The organism is Bacillus sp. 196mf, assembly GCF_003217275.1.
Taxonomy (GTDB): Bacteria; Bacillota; Bacilli; order Bacillales; family Bacillaceae_G; genus Bacillus_A; species Bacillus_A thuringiensis_S.
Genome location: NZ_QJTG01000047.1, coordinates 1 through 15,991, shown reverse-complemented (window position 1 = coordinate 15,991; position 15,991 = coordinate 1). Strand labels below are relative to the sequence as shown.

Genomic DNA, 15,991 nt, shown 5'->3' with positions numbered 1-15,991 from the left:
TTATATCATCGCGGGGTGGAGCAGTACGGTAGCTCGTCGGGCTCATAACCCGAAGGTCGCAGGTTCAAATCCTGTCCCCGCAACCAAATGGTCCCGTGGTGTAGTGGTTAACATGCCTGCCTGTCACGCAGGAGATCGCCGGTTCGACCCCGGTCGGGACCGCCATTTTATATAAAGAAAAGAACGAAACAAATTGTTTCGTATTTTTTTATTTGTTTTAACAAAAAACTAATAAAGACAGTCAAACTATCCTTAGGACAACTCCTAAGGACTTTTTTATATATTCAAAACCTGTATAATAAAGAGCAGAGAACATTGTGAGTAAAGTAGGTGAAGTCTGTGAGCAAATATGAAGTAACAACAAAATCTTCTGCGGAAACACAAAGGTTATCAGAAAAACTAGGTGAACTCGTAGAGGCACAAGATGTAATTATTTTAGAAGGAGATCTTGGAGCTGGGAAGACGACTTTTACAAAGGGGCTAGCAAAAGGTCTTGGAGTGAAAAGAGTTGTAAATAGTCCTACCTTTAATATTATTAAAGAATATAAAGGAAGATTACCACTATATCATATGGATGTGTATCGCTTAGCAGAAAGCGAAGAGGACTTAGGCTTTGATGAGTATTTCTACGGTGAAGGAATTACGGTAGTGGAATGGGCTCATTTAATAGAAGCATATTTACCGAATGAAAAGTTACAAATTAGTTTATTCCATGCGGGAGATGACACAAGAAAAATTATACTCGAGCCAATTGGAGATCGCTATATTAGATTATGTGAGGAGCTATTACAAGATGAAAGTACTAGCAATTGATACTTCAAATTACGTAATGGGTGTATCCCTTATTGAGGAAGGAAACGTGATTGGGGAAATCATTACAAATTTGACGAAAAACCATTCTGTACGTCTTATGCCAGCTGTAGAGCAACTGTTAAAAGAATGTGGTGTAAAACCGAAGGAATTAACTAAAATCGTAGTAGCTGCTGGACCTGGATCATATACAGGTGTTCGCATAGGCGTGACAGCGGCAAAAACATTAGCTTGGTCACTTCAAATACCAATTGTAGGTGTATCAAGTTTAGAGGTAGTAGCTGCAAACGGTGCTAACTTTAATGGATTAATTTGTCCTTTATTTGATGGAAGACGTGGGCAAATCTATACTGGATTATATACATATGAAGGAGAGCAGTTAACTTCAATAGAAGAAGACCGAATTATTCTTATTGTGGACTGGTTGCAAATGTTAAAAGATAAAGGACAGCCTGTTTTATTTATCGGTAATGATGTTAAATTGCATAAAGAAATAATTATAGAACATTTAGGTGATCAAGCTGTATTCGCTCCGTTTACTAAAAATAATCCAAGACCAAGTGAGCTAGCATTCTTAGGGTTACAAAAAGAAGAACAAGATGTGCATACGTTTGTTCCGAGCTATCTTCGTTTAGCTGAAGCTGAAACAAAGTGGTTAGAAAGTCAAAACAAGTAGGGGCCTTGCAGAAGATGGATATGATATTTAGAAAGATGGAACTTGATGATATTGCTCAAATTGTAGCTATTGAAGAAGTGTCTTTTTCAACTCCTTGGACTGCAGATGCCTTTCACCGTGAATTAACGATGAATGAACATGCACATTATATTGTGTTAGAAAAAGATGGTCGTGTAATCGGATATTGTGGATTGTGGATAATTATTGATGAATCACATATAACAAATATAGCTATTTTGCCAGAATACCGAGGTCAAAAATTAGGAGATGCCTTATTGAAAGCAGTTATTTCAGAAGCGAAAGAACTAGGGGTAAAAACAATGACGCTTGAAGTACGTGTATCAAATGAAGTAGCAAAGCAGTTGTACAAAAAATATGGATTTCAAAATGGTGGAATTCGTAAACGATACTATGCAGACAATCAGGAAGATGGTCTTGTAATGTGGGTGAATATATAATGGAAAAAAATACGATTATACTTGGGATTGAAACAAGCTGTGATGAAACAGCGGTGGCGGTTGTTAAAAATGGAACGGAAATTATTGCGAATGTCGTTGCATCACAAATCGAAAGTCATAAACGTTTTGGCGGGGTTGTACCAGAGATTGCATCCCGTCATCATGTAGAAGAAATTACAGTTGTGTTAGAAGAAGCTTTAAAAGAAGCAAATATCACATTTGATGATATTGATGCAATTGCTGTAACAGAAGGGCCTGGTTTAGTAGGAGCACTTTTAATTGGGGTAAATGCAGCGAAGGCAGTAGCTTTTGCACATGATATTCCGTTAGTCGGTGTTCATCATATTGCTGGCCATATTTATGCGAACCGTTTAGTAAAAGAAGTTCAATTCCCGCTATTATCACTTGTTGTATCTGGTGGGCATACAGAACTTGTTTATATGAAAGAACATGGTTCATTTGAAGTAATTGGTGAAACGCGAGATGATGCAGCTGGAGAAGCATATGATAAAGTAGCTCGTACGTTATCTATGCCATATCCAGGTGGTCCTCATATTGATCGTCTTGCACATGAAGGAGAACCAACAATTGATTTGCCTCGTGCATGGCTAGAACCGAATTCATATGATTTTAGCTTTAGTGGATTGAAATCAGCAGTTATCAACACTGTGCATAACGCGAAACAACGTGGTATAGAAATTAAACCAGAAGATTTAGCGGCAAGTTTCCAAGAAAGTGTAATAGATGTACTTGTAACGAAAGCAGCTCGTGCAGCAGAGGCTTATAATGTAAAGCAATTACTTCTTGCTGGTGGAGTAGCTGCTAATAAAGGACTTCGTGCGCGATTAGAAGAAGAATTTGCACAAAAAGAAAACATTGAACTAATTATTCCACCGCTATCTTTATGCACAGATAATGCAGCAATGATTGCAGCGGCAGGGACAATTGCGTATGAACAAGGCAAGCGTGCAACATTAGCCTTAAATGCGAATCCAGGATTAGATATTGAAGCATAGTTATGCACATAATTAACCACAGCTTGTGGATAAAACCCATATTATCTGTTGATAATGTGGGTTTTGTTGTGTATATAAAGTGTTGATATCTTTTTTGATAGTTGTGGATAATGTGGAAAAGTTGTTTTGATAGCTATTTTATAAAGGTGGATATGTGTATAAGTTTGTGGATAAACTAGATGAAGTCTGAGCTTTGAATATATTGTTTTTCGGGAAATAAAAAGTAAGAAGATATCCCTGAAAAACATTTTGAAATATCCTTCTATTATAGAGGGTGCTGATATTGTCAATCCTTGTCGGTAAATCGATATTTCGTGTCGAATCGTTTATATATATAGGGTTACGATAGATGTATTTGAAAATTGGTTGATATATTCCGAGTTACCATTGATATATTCAAAAAATTATTTATGTACTTAAAGAAAAAAGATGTCACATAGTCAAAAATCATGACTGATGAGACATCTTCCTTATTTAAATACTCTTATACATGCAGCTCTTCCCACTCTGCCATACAAGTTTCAAGTTGTACTTGTAGCGTTTGTTTTTTAGTTGTAATTTCACTCGCTTTTTCATAATCTGCATATATTTCTGGTAAGCAAAGTTGATCTTCTAACGTAGCAATTTCTTCTTCTAAGTTTACGATGTTTTGTTCTAGTTCTTCAATTTTTCGAGTGCGTTGACGTTCTAATTGTTTACGCTCTTTTTCTTCGAGATAATTTAATTTTTCTTGAGCTACAGTTTTTTGAACAGGTGCCTGATTTTCTTGCTGTTCAAGTTGTTCAAATGCTGCGCGTTCAATCATTTCATTTTTCTTCTCCACATAGTAATCGTAATCCCCTAAATATTCCTGTGCACCTTCTGTTGATAACTCAATCACAGTCGTTGTTACACGGTTAATGAAGTAGCGGTCATGTGAGACAAATAGAAGAGTCCCTGGATAATCAATTAAAGCATTCTCTAAAATCTCTTTGCTATTTAAATCAAGGTGGTTCGTAGGCTCATCCAGAATTAATAAATTTGACTTTTGCATCATAAGCTTCGCAAGAGCTAATCGAGCTTTTTGTCCACCACTAAGGGAAGATACTGGTTTCAGTACATCATCTCCTGTAAATAAAAAGTTCCCGAGTATAGTACGGATTTCTTTTTCAGGTTGCAGTGGATATTCATCCCATAGTTCATTTAAAACCCGTTTAGAAGATGTTAAGTTTGCTTGTTCTTGATCATAATAACCAACAGATACATTTGATCCGAAAGAAACATCACCATTTAATAGTGGTAACTTATTCACAATAGATTTTAATAATGTGGATTTCCCAATTCCGTTTGGACCAACTAAAGCAACACTATCTCCGCGAGTTAAGCGCATAGTTACGTTTTCAATTATAGGGTCCTCATCATAGCCAATGGTTGCATCCTTTACTTGTAAAACATCATTTCCACTTTGCTTTTCAATATCGAAGTGGAATGATGCTGACTTAGAATCCCCTAATGGTCTCGTTAATAATTCCATTCTGTCTAGTTGTTTACGGCGACTTTGAGCACGTTTCGTTGTAGAGGCGCGAGCTATATTCTTTTGAACGAAGTCCTCAAGTTTTGCGATTTCATCTTGTTGTTTTTCGTAACGTTTCATTTCTTGCTCATATAATGCTGATTTTAAGTCTAAATATTTACTGTAGTTACCAACAAATCGTCTGCTTTCTTTATTCGAAATTTCATATACTTGTGTAACAAGTTTGTCTAAGAAATAACGGTCATGTGAAACGATTAATATTGCGCCAGGATAACCTTGTAAATATTGCTCAAGCCATGTTAATGTTTCGATGTCTAAATGGTTTGTAGGCTCGTCCAAAATAAGTAAGTCTGGTTTTGTTAATAATAATTTTCCGAGAGCTAATCTTGTTTTTTGCCCACCGCTTAAAGTAGAAATCGTCGTCTGGTGCGTTTCAACTGGGAAGCCAAGGCCGCTTAAAATGGAGCGAATATCCGCTTCATATTGATATCCACCTTGATCTTTATAATTGAGTTGCAATTGGTCATAATCAGCTAACAATCTTTCATATATAGCTTCGTTTGAAAAGTTTTCTTCTTTTCCCATTTCTTGCTCAAGCCTTCGAAGTTTTGTCTCCATTTGCTGTAAGTGGGTAAAGACGGTTAGCATTTCATCCCAAATTGTTAAAGACGTTTCTAGGCCGGTATTTTGAGCTAAATACCCGATTGAGACATCTTTCGGTTTTATAATTTCGCCACCATCATGTGATAACTCACCAGCGATAATTTTTAATAATGTAGATTTTCCAGCTCCATTCCTTCCGACTAATGCGATACGATCTTTTGTTTGTACTTCCAATTTTATGTTTGCAAGAATTGTTTCTGCACCGTATAATTTCGAAAGTCCATTTACTTGTAATAAAATCAATGTTTTCACCTCAAATAATTTCTTAACTTTGCCATGTTTATATTTCTCAATCATACTAAAAATAGTGTATAGTTTAAAATAAGAGAGAATACTTCTTCTCTTTATTATACAAGGAATTTAATGAGTGCTAAACTTCTGTATTTGATTAAAGTATATGAATAAAGATAGGAAGAGAGGAGAGGTCATATGGATCAGCAAAAGATTCCACAAGCCACTGCTAAAAGATTGCCTCTATACTATCGATTTATCCAAAACTTATCTCTTTCTGGTAAGCAGCGTGTTTCATCGGCCGAATTGAGTGAAGCGGTAAAAGTAGATTCCGCAACAATACGAAGAGATTTTTCGTATTTTGGAGCGTTAGGGAAAAAGGGATATGGATATAACGTAAATTATTTATTATCATTTTTCCGCGAAACACTTGATCAAGATGATATAACGCGTGTAGCACTTATTGGAGTAGGTAATTTAGGGACCGCTTTCTTACATTATAATTTCACGAAAAACAATAATACAAAAATTGAAATGGCATTTGATGTTAGTGAAGAGAAAGTTGGAACAGAAATCGGGGGCATTCCTGTATACCATTTAGATGAATTAGAAGAGAGATTATCAAATGATATACAAGTGGCAATATTAACAGTACCGGCTACAGTAGCACAAGCTGTAGCAGATAGATTAGCTGAAACGAGCGTGCATGGTATTTTGAATTTCACACCAGCACGATTAAACGTATCAGAGAATATTAGAATTCATCATATTGATTTAGCTGTAGAGTTACAAACATTAGTTTACTTTTTGAAAAACTATCCACAATAAAACGCAGAGGAAGCGACCTCTGCGTTTTATTATTGTTTCTTCTTTGTGAATTTAACTAATATAAGGCGAAGTGCCAAATTAAAATCAATTGTTGCCATAACTGCAAATAGTATTGTCCACACATTCCAGATTGTATCTGTCACGTTCGTAATGGCGAAGCGTGTAAAGATACATCCAAGAAGGAAGTATAGTGCAGCCATGAACAATGGTGAGTTTCTCATACAAAAAATCCTCCGATAAAGCCTTGCATTTTTTCAGCTTCTTTAATCATTTCTTGAATTTGCTCATTGCTCATAAAAATTTGCCCAATAGCGACTAATGTATTCATCGCAACATGAGCTGCAATCGGAACGATAATACGCTTCGTCTTCACATATAAGAAGGCGAATACGAGCCCCATAGCAGTGTATACCAATAAATGAGTAAAATCAAAATGAATTGCTGCGAATACAAGCGAACTAATGATAGCTGCAATAAAGAAGTTAAACTTCTTATAAAGTGTACCAAATAAAATTTTTCTAAATACGATTTCTTCCAAGATAGGTCCGATTATAGATACGACAATAAGGAACCAAGGTGTCGTTCTTGCAATTTCCATCAGTTTCATTGTATTTTCTGAACCTTGTTTAATTCCTAGCAGCTGCATCTCGATCATACCGGCAACTATTTGTGAAAAGAAAGCCAAGAAGAAGCCGATGAAAATCCATCCAATAGTAGCTGGAACAGAAGAGCGCATTGCATCTAAATGCCTGTCACGAATGTCTGTTCTAAGTAACCAAAGTACGATACATAATGCAACAAAGAAGCTAATAATTGCCCAGTGTCCCGTTATGATTTGTCCTTTTTCCTCCATGGTAAATCCTCTATTATCATAGAGTCCTGTTTTTAGGAGAAGTGGCAATCCAACAACGCCAGATAACTGCATTAAAATGTATGTAACGATAATCCACCAGTATTGTTTCTTCAAATGGTTTAACCATCCTTTCTAACTATAGTGTATGAGATAAGTTAGGATAACATGTAAATATGCTACCTACGATATAAACCTCACTTGAATTATGTTTTTTTCGTAAATCCTTATTTGAAATTATAATAGAAGACAGGAGAAAGTTGTGTGTGTAGCGAAAACAACTTAGGGTGTCCTTTCATATTGTAACATACGAGCAGTGGAAACAACGATTCATATAGTAAAGGCAGTATTCTATATAGAAAGTTTATATAGTGATTTGCGAAAAAATTATGATTTTTTTACTTGCAAAAGAAATTGAGATTATTTATTATTATAAGTGTGTTAGCACTCGGATGACTTGAGTGCTAATAAAAGAAATTTACATAACAAAATGAGGAGGTTATTGTTTATGCTAAAGCCATTAGGTGATCGCGTTGTAATTGAGCTTGTTCAAGCAGAAGAAAAAACAGCAAGTGGTATCGTATTACCAGATACTGCAAAAGAAAAACCACAAGAGGGTAAAGTTGTTGCAGTAGGTACTGGTCGAGTGCTTGAGAATGGTGAGCGTGTTGCTTTAGAGGTAGCAGCAGGTGATCTTATCATCTTCTCAAAATATGCAGGTACTGAAGTGAAATATGAAGGTACAGACTACTTGATTTTACGTGAAAGTGACATTTTAGCAGTTATCGGTTAATTATATAAATCTTAAAAAATCCAAGGGGGTCAATTATTATGGCAAAAGATATTAAATTTAGTGAAGAAGCACGTCGTTCGATGCTTCGCGGTGTCGACACTCTTGCAAACGCAGTAAAAGTAACGCTTGGACCAAAAGGTCGTAACGTTGTACTTGAGAAAAAATTTGGTTCACCACTTATTACAAATGATGGTGTAACAATCGCAAAAGAAATCGAATTAGAAGATGCATTCGAAAACATGGGTGCGAAATTAGTAGCAGAAGTTGCTAGCAAAACAAATGATGTAGCTGGTGACGGAACAACAACTGCAACTGTATTAGCGCAAGCTATGATTCGTGAAGGTCTTAAAAACGTAACAGCTGGTGCTAACCCAATGGGTCTTCGTAAAGGTATCGAAAAAGCTGTTACTGCTGCAATTGAAGAATTAAAAACGATTTCTAAACCAATCGAAGGCAAATCTTCTATCGCACAAGTAGCTGCTATTTCTGCAGCTGACGAAGAAGTAGGTCAATTAATCGCTGAAGCAATGGAGCGCGTTGGTAACGACGGCGTTATTACTTTAGAAGAGTCTAAAGGATTCACAACAGAATTAGACGTAGTAGAAGGTATGCAATTTGATCGTGGATATGCATCTCCTTACATGATTACTGATTCTGATAAAATGGAAGCAGTTCTTGATAACCCATATATCTTAATTACTGACAAAAAGATTTCTAACATTCAAGAAATCTTACCGGTATTAGAGCAAGTGGTACAACAAGGTAAACCACTTCTTATCATTGCTGAAGATGTAGAAGGCGAAGCTTTAGCTACATTAGTAGTGAACAAACTTCGTGGTACATTCAATGTAGTAGCTGTTAAAGCTCCTGGATTTGGTGACCGTCGTAAAGCAATGCTAGAAGATATCGCAATCTTAACTGGTGGCGAAGTAATCACTGAAGAATTAGGTCGTGACTTAAAATCTGCTACAGTTGAATCTTTAGGACGCGCTGGTAAAGTTGTTGTTACAAAAGAAAACACAACTGTAGTTGAAGGTATTGGAAATACAGAGCAAATCGCAGCTCGCATCGGTCAAATTCGTGCGCAATTAGAAGAAACAACTTCTGAATTCGATCGTGAAAAATTACAAGAGCGACTTGCTAAACTAGCAGGTGGCGTAGCAGTAATTAAAGTCGGTGCAGCAACTGAAACTGAGTTAAAAGAGCGCAAACTTCGCATTGAAGATGCACTTAACTCAACTCGTGCAGCAGTAGAAGAAGGTATCGTTGCAGGTGGTGGTACTTCACTTATGAACGTATACACGAAAGTAGCTTCTATCGTAGCTGAAGGCGACGAAGCAACAGGTATCAACATCGTACTTCGTGCACTAGAAGAGCCAGTTCGTCAAATCGCAATCAACGCTGGTCTAGAAGGATCTGTAGTTGTAGAGCGTCTAAAAGGCGAAAAAGTAGGCGTTGGTTTCAACGCAGCTACTGGCGAATGGGTTAACATGCTTGAGTCTGGTATCGTAGATCCAGCTAAAGTAACTCGTTCTGCACTTCAAAACGCAGCATCTGTTGCAGCTATGTTCTTAACAACTGAAGCTGTAGTAGCTGACAAGCCAGAACCAAATGCACCAGCAATGCCTGACATGGGCGGCATGGGCATGGGCGGTATGGGCGGAATGATGTAATTCCGTTTGCCCTAAAAAACATCCATTTCTATATAGAAATGGATGTTTTTTTATGTTTTTTAGAAAAGGAAATGAATTTCTGTAGAATTTTGTCGCTTTCTCTCTTGACCATATAGATACTTCATTGTTAGAATCTAGGAAGATAATATAAAACGATCCTTCATATATCCTCAATGATATGGTTTGAGAGTCTCTACCGGGTTACCGTAAACAACCTGACTATGAAGGCAGTGTGTCTTATATTTATAAAGAGCGGAGACTATCTTTCTTTATAAAGTCAGACCCCTGCCTTTTCTTTGTTATGAGACTAGAGGCGGAGGACTGGCTTTTTTTATTATATTAGTAATGCTTTTCGCCAAATTGGTGAAAATATTTATATACGAGAACTAACGTTGGGGTGATTATTTTGAAGAAGCAACACGATACAATTATCGTTTTAGATTTTGGAAGTCAATACAATCAGTTAATAGCACGTCGAATTCGTGAGTTCGGTGTATACAGTGAACTTCATCCACATACAATTACTGCAGAAGAAATTAAAGCAATGAATCCAAAAGGGATTATTTTCTCTGGTGGACCAAATAGCGTATACGGTGAAGGTGCATTACATTGTGATGAAAAAATCTTCGAACTAGGTTTACCGATCTTCGGTATCTGTTACGGTATGCAGCTTATGACACAACACTTCGGTGGTAAAGTAGAGCGTGCCAACCACCGTGAGTACGGAAAAGCTGTTCTTAAAGTAGAGAACGAATCAAAATTATATGCGAACCTTCCAGAAGAGCAAGTTGTATGGATGAGCCATGGCGACTTAGTAACTGGTTTACCTGAAGGATTCGTAGTAGACGCAACAAGTGAGTCTTGCCCAATTGCTGGTATGAGCAATGAAGCGAAAAACTTATACGGTGTACAATTCCACCCAGAAGTACGTCACTCTGAGCACGGTAACGATTTAATTAAAAACTTCGTATTCGGCGTATGTGGTTGTTCTGAAGGATGGAACATGGAGAACTTTATCGAAGTAGAATTAGAAAAGATTCGTGAAACTGTTGGAGACAAAAAAGTACTATGTGCACTTAGTGGCGGCGTAGACTCTTCTGTTGTAGCAGTATTAATTCATAAAGCAATCGGCGATCAGTTAACATGTATTTTCGTTGACCACGGTTTACTTCGTAAAGGTGAAGCAGAAGGCGTTATGAAAACATTTAGCGAAGGCTTCCATATGAACGTTATTAAAGTGGATGCACAAGAACGCTTCATGAATAAGTTAAAAGGTGTAGAAGATCCAGAACAAAAACGTAAAATCATCGGTAACGAATTCATTTACGTATTTGATGATGAAGCATCTAAATTACAAGGTATGGACTTCTTAGCACAAGGTACACTTTACACAGATATCGTTGAAAGTGGTACAGCAACTGCACAAACAATTAAATCTCATCATAACGTGGGTGGACTTCCAGAAGACATGCAGTTCAAATTAATTGAGCCTTTAAATACGTTATTTAAAGATGAAGTACGTGTATTAGGATCTGAACTAGGAATTCCTGATGAAATCGTATGGCGTCAACCATTCCCAGGTCCTGGTCTTGGTATTCGTGTATTAGGTGAAATCACAGAAGAGAAATTAGAAATCGTTCGTGAATCTGATGCGATTTTACGTGAAGAAATTATTAAAGCGGGATTAGACCGTGAAATTTGGCAATACTTCACTGCACTTCCTGGTATGCGTAGCGTAGGTGTTATGGGTGACGAGCGTACTTACGATTACACAGTAGGTATCCGTGCAGTAACATCTATTGACGGTATGACAGCTGACTGGGCACGTATCCCTTGGGACGTACTAGAGAAAATCTCTGTTCGTATCGTAAACGAAGTAAAACACGTTAACCGTATCGTGTATGATGTAACGAGTAAGCCACCAGCAACTATTGAGTGGGAATAGTATTGTAATAAAAAAGATCCATCTATCATTCATGAATAGATGGATCTTTTTGTTTTCGTTGTTAATACGAACGAAAATATAAAAAAATATAAAAATGTTCGCTTTTAAATTGACAAAAATACATTCAAGAGTTAATATGAGTATGTAATTCAAACGAAAAGTGAATATTATGCCGTCGTATAATATCGGGGATATGGCCCGAAAGTTTCTACCTAGCTACCGTAAATGGCTTGACTACGAGGCGTTTAGATAAAGATGAGGGGAAACTTGTCTTTATTCATAGAACGCTTCCATGTATATGCAATGGAAGCCTTTTTTATTTTTAATAGATAAAAGAGGGCTAGGGAGATTACGGCGAGTAATCATATAACGGGGGAAACGTAGGATGAAACGCTATTTTCAATTTGATGAGCTCGGTACGAATTATAAGACTGAGTTCATAGCGGGGTTAACAACATTTCTATCTATGGCTTACGTACTGTTTGTCAATCCTGCTACGCTGTCGCTTGGAAATGTTAAAGGGTTACCAGCAGGTACAGGGATGGATCCAGGTGCAGTATTCGTTGCTACGGCATTAGCGGCAGCAATCGGTTCGTTAATTATGGGTATTTTCGCGAAGTATCCAATTGCTTTAGCGCCAGGTATGGGAATTAACGCGTTCTTTGCTTATACAGCAGTGTTAACGATGGGTATTCCGTGGCAAACGGCCATTGCCGGAACATTAATGTCAGGTATTATCTTTATTATTCTTACTGCTTCAGGTATTCGTGAAAAAATCATTAATGCAATTCCATCGGAGTTAAAGTTTGCAGTAGCAGCAGGTATCGGATTGTTCATTGCATTCCTTGGATTCCAAAATGCTGGAATTATCGTGAAAAATGATGCTGTTCTTGTTGGGTTGGGGGACTTAACAAAGGGCACAACGTTACTAGCAATCTTCGGGGTTGTTACGACAATCATCTTCATGATTAAGAAAGTTAATGGTGCTGTATTTTACGGTATGATTCTTACAGCGATCTTAGGAGTGGCAACAGGATTAATTGATACTCCGAAAGCTGTAGTGGGAGCAATACCGAGTCTAGAACCAACGTTCGGTGCTGCGTTAACGCACTTCGGAGATATTTTTACAGTTCAAATGGGGATTGTTATTATAACGTTTTTCTTTATCGATTTCTTTGATACAGCAGGTACGCTTGTAGCGGTTGCGAATCAAGCTGGATTAATGAAGAACAATAAATTACCACGTGCAGGAAAAGCATTATTTGCGGATGCGATTGCGACTGTAATTGGTGCGATCTTGGGTACATCAACAACAACGTCTTACATTGAATCGTCTGCAGGGGTAGCAGCGGGAGGACGTTCTGGATTTACAGCAGTTGTAACAGCAGGATTCTTCTTACTGGCACTATTCTTCTCGCCATTACTAAGTGTTGTAACGCCAGCTGTAACGGCACCAGCTTTAATTATTGTAGGAATCTTGATGGTTTCTTCTTTAGGGGAAATTGATTGGAAGAAATTCGAGATTGCAGTGCCAGCATTCTTTACAATTATCTCTATGCCACTTACGTATAGTATCGCAACTGGGATTGCGATTGGATTTATCTTCTATCCAATTACAATGGTTGTGAGTGGTCGTCGTAAAGAGGTTCATCCGATTATGTATGTTATGGGAGTTTTATTCGTACTATATTTCATCTACGTTCGTAAATAAAAGGGGTTTTTTCAAAGGTCTAGACTTAAGGGGAGTCTAGACCTTTTTTGCGTCTTCAGAAAAACTTAAGGATTTCCGAGCGTTTTTCTTCAGAAGTTTTCCTATAATAGAAGTTAGGGATTAAAAAAGTAATGGGGGAGATATTGTGGCACACGAAACAATACTTGTCGTAGATGATGAAAAAGAAATTCGGAATTTAATTACAATCTATTTAAAGAATGAAGGATATAAAGTATTACAAGCAGGGGACGGAGAAGAAGGGCTACGTTTACTGGAAGAAAATGAAGTGCATCTAGTCGTATTAGATATTATGATGCCGAAAGTAGATGGTATTCATATGTGTATGAAAGTAAGAGAATCGAAAGAGATGCCTATCATTATGCTTTCTGCGAAAACGCAAGATATGGATAAGATTTTAGGATTAACAACAGGAGCAGATGATTACGTAACGAAGCCCTTTAATCCATTAGAGTTAATTGCACGAATTAAATCTCAGTTACGCCGTTATATGAAAATGAATGGTTTTGCTATTCAAAATGAGGACGAGCTAGAAATTGGAGAGATGAAAATAAATATCTCGACCCATAAAGTTATTGTAGAGGGAGAAGAAGTGAAACTAACCCCAAGGGAATTTTCAATTTTAGAATTGCTAGCTAGAAATCCAGGTATGGTGTTTAGTGCGGAGCAAATTTATGAAAAGGTGTGGAACGAACGATCTTTCCAGTCTGATAATACTGTAATGGTGCATATTCGAAAAGTACGTGAAAAGATTGAGGAGAATCCAAGGAAGCCTAGATATATAAAAACAGTATGGGGAGTGGGGTATAAGATTGAAAAAGATATTTAATCCGTTTACTTATGTTCGGAAAATTCGAGAATTAATTGGAAAGATAATAAAGAGCGTGAAACGGAGTATAAGGATTCAACTTATTACGGCGTTTACTGCTTGTGCGTTATTAGGTCTCTTTGTATCAACGAAGATAGTAGCACCTATTTTTGAAGATGCTAGCCAGCATGCCGAGATTAATTACAGAGATGGTATGGAGCAAATTAATCGTAAAGCTCAAAGTACAGCGGAAATGATGGTTGCTGAAAATAAATTAGATGCTGTACAAAATATGATAGAACTAGAAAATGAGAATTTAGAGCAAGGGCATGATGCCTTTAAAATATTAGTTACTGACGAAAATGGTAAAGTTTTGTATAAGACGAAGCAAGCGCAAGAAGAACAAATTAATTTGCATAATACAATTCGTAATGCGACTTCATTTGCTATCAATTATTCAAATAATAATGATATTGAAAGATCAAGAAAAGAGTTTATTACATTCTCGCCTATTACAATTGAAGGTAAGAACTTATATATGTTTGTAAGCGGGATTCCTCAAGGCGAGGTAGTGTATTATAAAGTAGAAGGACCATTCCCATTTTTAATTGGTGTCCTTGTATTCATTTTCTCTTTCTTCTATATAACAAAGAGAAAGATGAAGCAGATTGAAGCAATGGCAGAAGGTGTAAAGGAAATAGAAAAAGGAAACTTAGCGTACCGCATTGAGAAGAAAGGTGAAGATGAGATTGCGTCTTTAACTGAGAATATTAATAATATGGCGGAAGAGCTTATGAATAATATAGAAAAAGAGCGTAAATTAGAAAAGCAGAAAAATGAGCTTATTACGAATGTATCTCATGATTTACGTACACCGCTTACTTCTATTATGGGTTACTTACGATTACTTCGAGATTCTAAATATGAAAATCAAGAACAACATGATGAGTATACGAGAATTGCTTTTGCAAAGTCGGAGCAGCTAAAGAATTTAATAGAAGATTTATTTGAGTATACGAAGTTAACAAATGAACAAGTTGTATTAGAAAAACAAGAAGTTTGTATGAATGAGTTACTCGAGCAATTAATAGAAGAATTAGTACCGCAGGCGGAAGAGCATGGACTTACGTTTGTTAAGAAGTTTCCTGAGGAACGTGCTTATGCATCGATTGATTCGGAAAAGATGGTTCGTGTATTTGATAATTTACTAATGAATGCGATTAAGTATAGTAAAGATGATGGGGAGATAAAAGTTTCTCTTCAAAGGCAGCGCAGGGATATACAAATTGTAATTGCGAATCATAGTGAAGAGTTTACGAGAGAAGAGTTAGCGAATTTGTTTGAACGTTTCTATAAGAAGGATCAATCTCGAAGTAGAGTAACAGAAGGTTCTGGACTTGGGCTTGCGATTGCGAAAAGTATTGTTGAGTTACAAGGTGGTAGTATTCGAGCTGAATATGAGGAGGGCATTATTCGATTTATCGTCTCTTTACCTATTATAGAAAAATAATAAACGATAGCATGTTACATGATAAAAAGACTTATTTTAAAAAGAAATAAGTCTTTTTATATTTTTTTAGAAAAACATATTGACGATTAGAGTTTAGAGGTGTAGTATTATACGAGTCACTGATGACAACAACGTCGAAAGCGGCAAACGAAATGAAAAACTTAGTTGACATTACAAAATAGAAATGTTAACATAAGGAAGTCGCAAATGAGCGACCAAGTAGTTCTTTGAAAACTGAACGAAACAAACAACGTGAAACGTCAATTTTTATTTTTAGATGCTAGACAAACTAACTTTATTGGAGAGTTTGATCCTGGCTCAGGATGAACGCTGGCGGCGTGCCTAATACATGCAAGTCGAGCGAATGGATTGAGAGCTTGCTCTCAAGAAGTTAGCGGCGGACGGGTGAGTAACACGTGGGTAACCTGCCCATAAGACTGGGATAACTCCGGGAAACCGGGGCTAATACCGGATAACATTTTGAACCG

At 37.0% G+C, this 15,991-nt stretch carries 14 protein-coding genes, 2 tRNA genes, 1 rRNA gene and 2 riboswitches; of the genes, 14 read left to right on the top strand and 3 right to left on the bottom strand.

What is annotated here, in order from left to right; genetic code table 11:
• The first annotated feature begins 9 nt into the window (after positions 1-9).
• The 6 genes from ATL10_RS29035 to tsaD all read left to right on the top strand — a co-directional run bounded on the left by ATL10_RS29035 (position 10) and on the right by tsaD (position 2,960).
• Positions 10-86, top strand: a tRNA-Met gene (locus ATL10_RS29035).
• 3 nt (positions 87-89) lie between these two features.
• Positions 90-165: transfer RNA gene (locus ATL10_RS29030), tRNA-Asp, on the top strand.
• Positions 166-339: 174 nt separating this feature from the next.
• Positions 340-813: a tRNA (adenosine(37)-N6)-threonylcarbamoyltransferase complex ATPase subunit type 1 TsaE gene (gene tsaE, locus ATL10_RS29025; protein ID WP_000049640.1), complete on the top strand. Its 474-nt coding sequence runs from the start codon at positions 340-342 to the stop codon at positions 811-813.
• Entirely contained in the window at positions 794-1,486 is a 693-nt protein-coding gene (gene tsaB, locus ATL10_RS29020) for a tRNA (adenosine(37)-N6)-threonylcarbamoyltransferase complex dimerization subunit type 1 TsaB (protein WP_000865770.1), read from the top strand. Before tsaE ends, tsaB begins: the two co-directional genes overlap by 20 nt.
• Positions 1,487-1,500: 14 nt before the next feature.
• Positions 1,501-1,944, top strand: a complete 444-nt coding sequence (gene rimI / locus ATL10_RS29015; protein ID WP_000367207.1) for a ribosomal protein S18-alanine N-acetyltransferase — start codon at positions 1,501-1,503, stop codon at positions 1,942-1,944.
• Positions 1,944-2,960 carry a tRNA (adenosine(37)-N6)-threonylcarbamoyltransferase complex transferase subunit TsaD gene (gene tsaD, locus ATL10_RS29010; RefSeq protein WP_000414595.1) on the top strand — a complete coding sequence of 339 codons (1,017 nt, stop codon included), beginning with the start codon at positions 1,944-1,946 and terminating at the stop codon, positions 2,958-2,960. The genes rimI and tsaD overlap by 1 nt, the downstream gene beginning before the upstream one ends.
• 484 nt (positions 2,961-3,444) lie before the next feature.
• Here the strand turns inward: tsaD and ATL10_RS29005 are convergent, their stop codons facing one another.
• Positions 3,445-5,379, bottom strand: coding sequence for an ABC-F family ATP-binding cassette domain-containing protein (locus ATL10_RS29005; protein WP_217648222.1), 1,935 nt, complete (start codon positions 5,377-5,379; stop codon positions 3,445-3,447).
• Between the two features lie 186 nt (positions 5,380-5,565).
• Here ATL10_RS29005 and ATL10_RS29000 point away from each other — a divergent pair, with 186 nt between their 5' ends.
• A complete protein-coding gene (locus tag ATL10_RS29000; RefSeq protein WP_000372699.1) occupies positions 5,566-6,195 on the top strand; it encodes a redox-sensing transcriptional repressor Rex in 630 nt (209 codons plus the stop codon).
• Between the two features lie 29 nt (positions 6,196-6,224).
• Here the strand turns inward: ATL10_RS29000 and ATL10_RS28995 are convergent, their stop codons facing one another.
• Both ATL10_RS28995 and ATL10_RS28990 read right to left on the bottom strand, forming a co-directional pair.
• On the bottom strand, positions 6,225-6,416 hold the full coding sequence (locus tag ATL10_RS28995; RefSeq protein WP_001246204.1) for a YdiK family protein: 192 nt from the start codon (positions 6,414-6,416) through the stop codon (positions 6,225-6,227).
• The gene (locus tag ATL10_RS28990) at positions 6,413-7,162 is read right to left on the bottom strand and encodes a CPBP family intramembrane glutamic endopeptidase (RefSeq protein ID WP_090978970.1); all 750 of its coding nucleotides are present in this window, start codon (positions 7,160-7,162) and stop codon (positions 6,413-6,415) included. The genes ATL10_RS28995 and ATL10_RS28990 overlap by 4 nt, the downstream gene beginning before the upstream one ends.
• Positions 7,163-7,553: 391 nt before the next feature.
• Here ATL10_RS28990 and groES point away from each other — a divergent pair, with 391 nt between their 5' ends.
• The 7 genes from groES to ATL10_RS28955 all read left to right on the top strand — a co-directional run.
• Positions 7,554-7,838, top strand: coding sequence for a co-chaperone GroES (groES, locus tag ATL10_RS28985; RefSeq protein ID WP_000917311.1), 285 nt, complete (start codon positions 7,554-7,556; stop codon positions 7,836-7,838).
• Between the two features lie 38 nt (positions 7,839-7,876).
• Entirely contained in the window at positions 7,877-9,511 is a 1,635-nt protein-coding gene (groL, locus tag ATL10_RS28980; protein WP_001029992.1) for a chaperonin GroEL, read from the top strand.
• Between the two features lie 140 nt (positions 9,512-9,651).
• Positions 9,652-9,753, top strand: a riboswitch (purine riboswitch).
• A gap of 164 nt (positions 9,754-9,917) precedes the next feature.
• Complete coding sequence (guaA, locus tag ATL10_RS28975; RefSeq protein WP_000743908.1) at positions 9,918-11,456, top strand: glutamine-hydrolyzing GMP synthase; 1,539 nt, start codon at positions 9,918-9,920, stop codon at positions 11,454-11,456.
• Between the two features lie 155 nt (positions 11,457-11,611).
• Positions 11,612-11,713: riboswitch (purine riboswitch) on the top strand.
• Between the two features lie 128 nt (positions 11,714-11,841).
• Entirely contained in the window at positions 11,842-13,167 is a 1,326-nt protein-coding gene (locus tag ATL10_RS28970) for an NCS2 family permease (RefSeq protein ID WP_000833094.1), read from the top strand.
• A 145-nt stretch (positions 13,168-13,312) separates the two neighbouring features.
• Positions 13,313-14,014, top strand: a complete 702-nt coding sequence (locus tag ATL10_RS28965) for a response regulator transcription factor (RefSeq protein WP_000929891.1) — start codon at positions 13,313-13,315, stop codon at positions 14,012-14,014.
• The gene (locus tag ATL10_RS28960; protein ID WP_016513331.1) at positions 13,998-15,503 is read left to right on the top strand and encodes a HAMP domain-containing sensor histidine kinase; all 1,506 of its coding nucleotides are present in this window, start codon (positions 13,998-14,000) and stop codon (positions 15,501-15,503) included. The genes ATL10_RS28965 and ATL10_RS28960 overlap by 17 nt, the downstream gene beginning before the upstream one ends.
• A 295-nt stretch (positions 15,504-15,798) precedes the next feature.
• Positions 15,799-15,991: ribosomal RNA gene (locus ATL10_RS28955) — 16S ribosomal RNA — on the top strand; the annotation flags it as partial.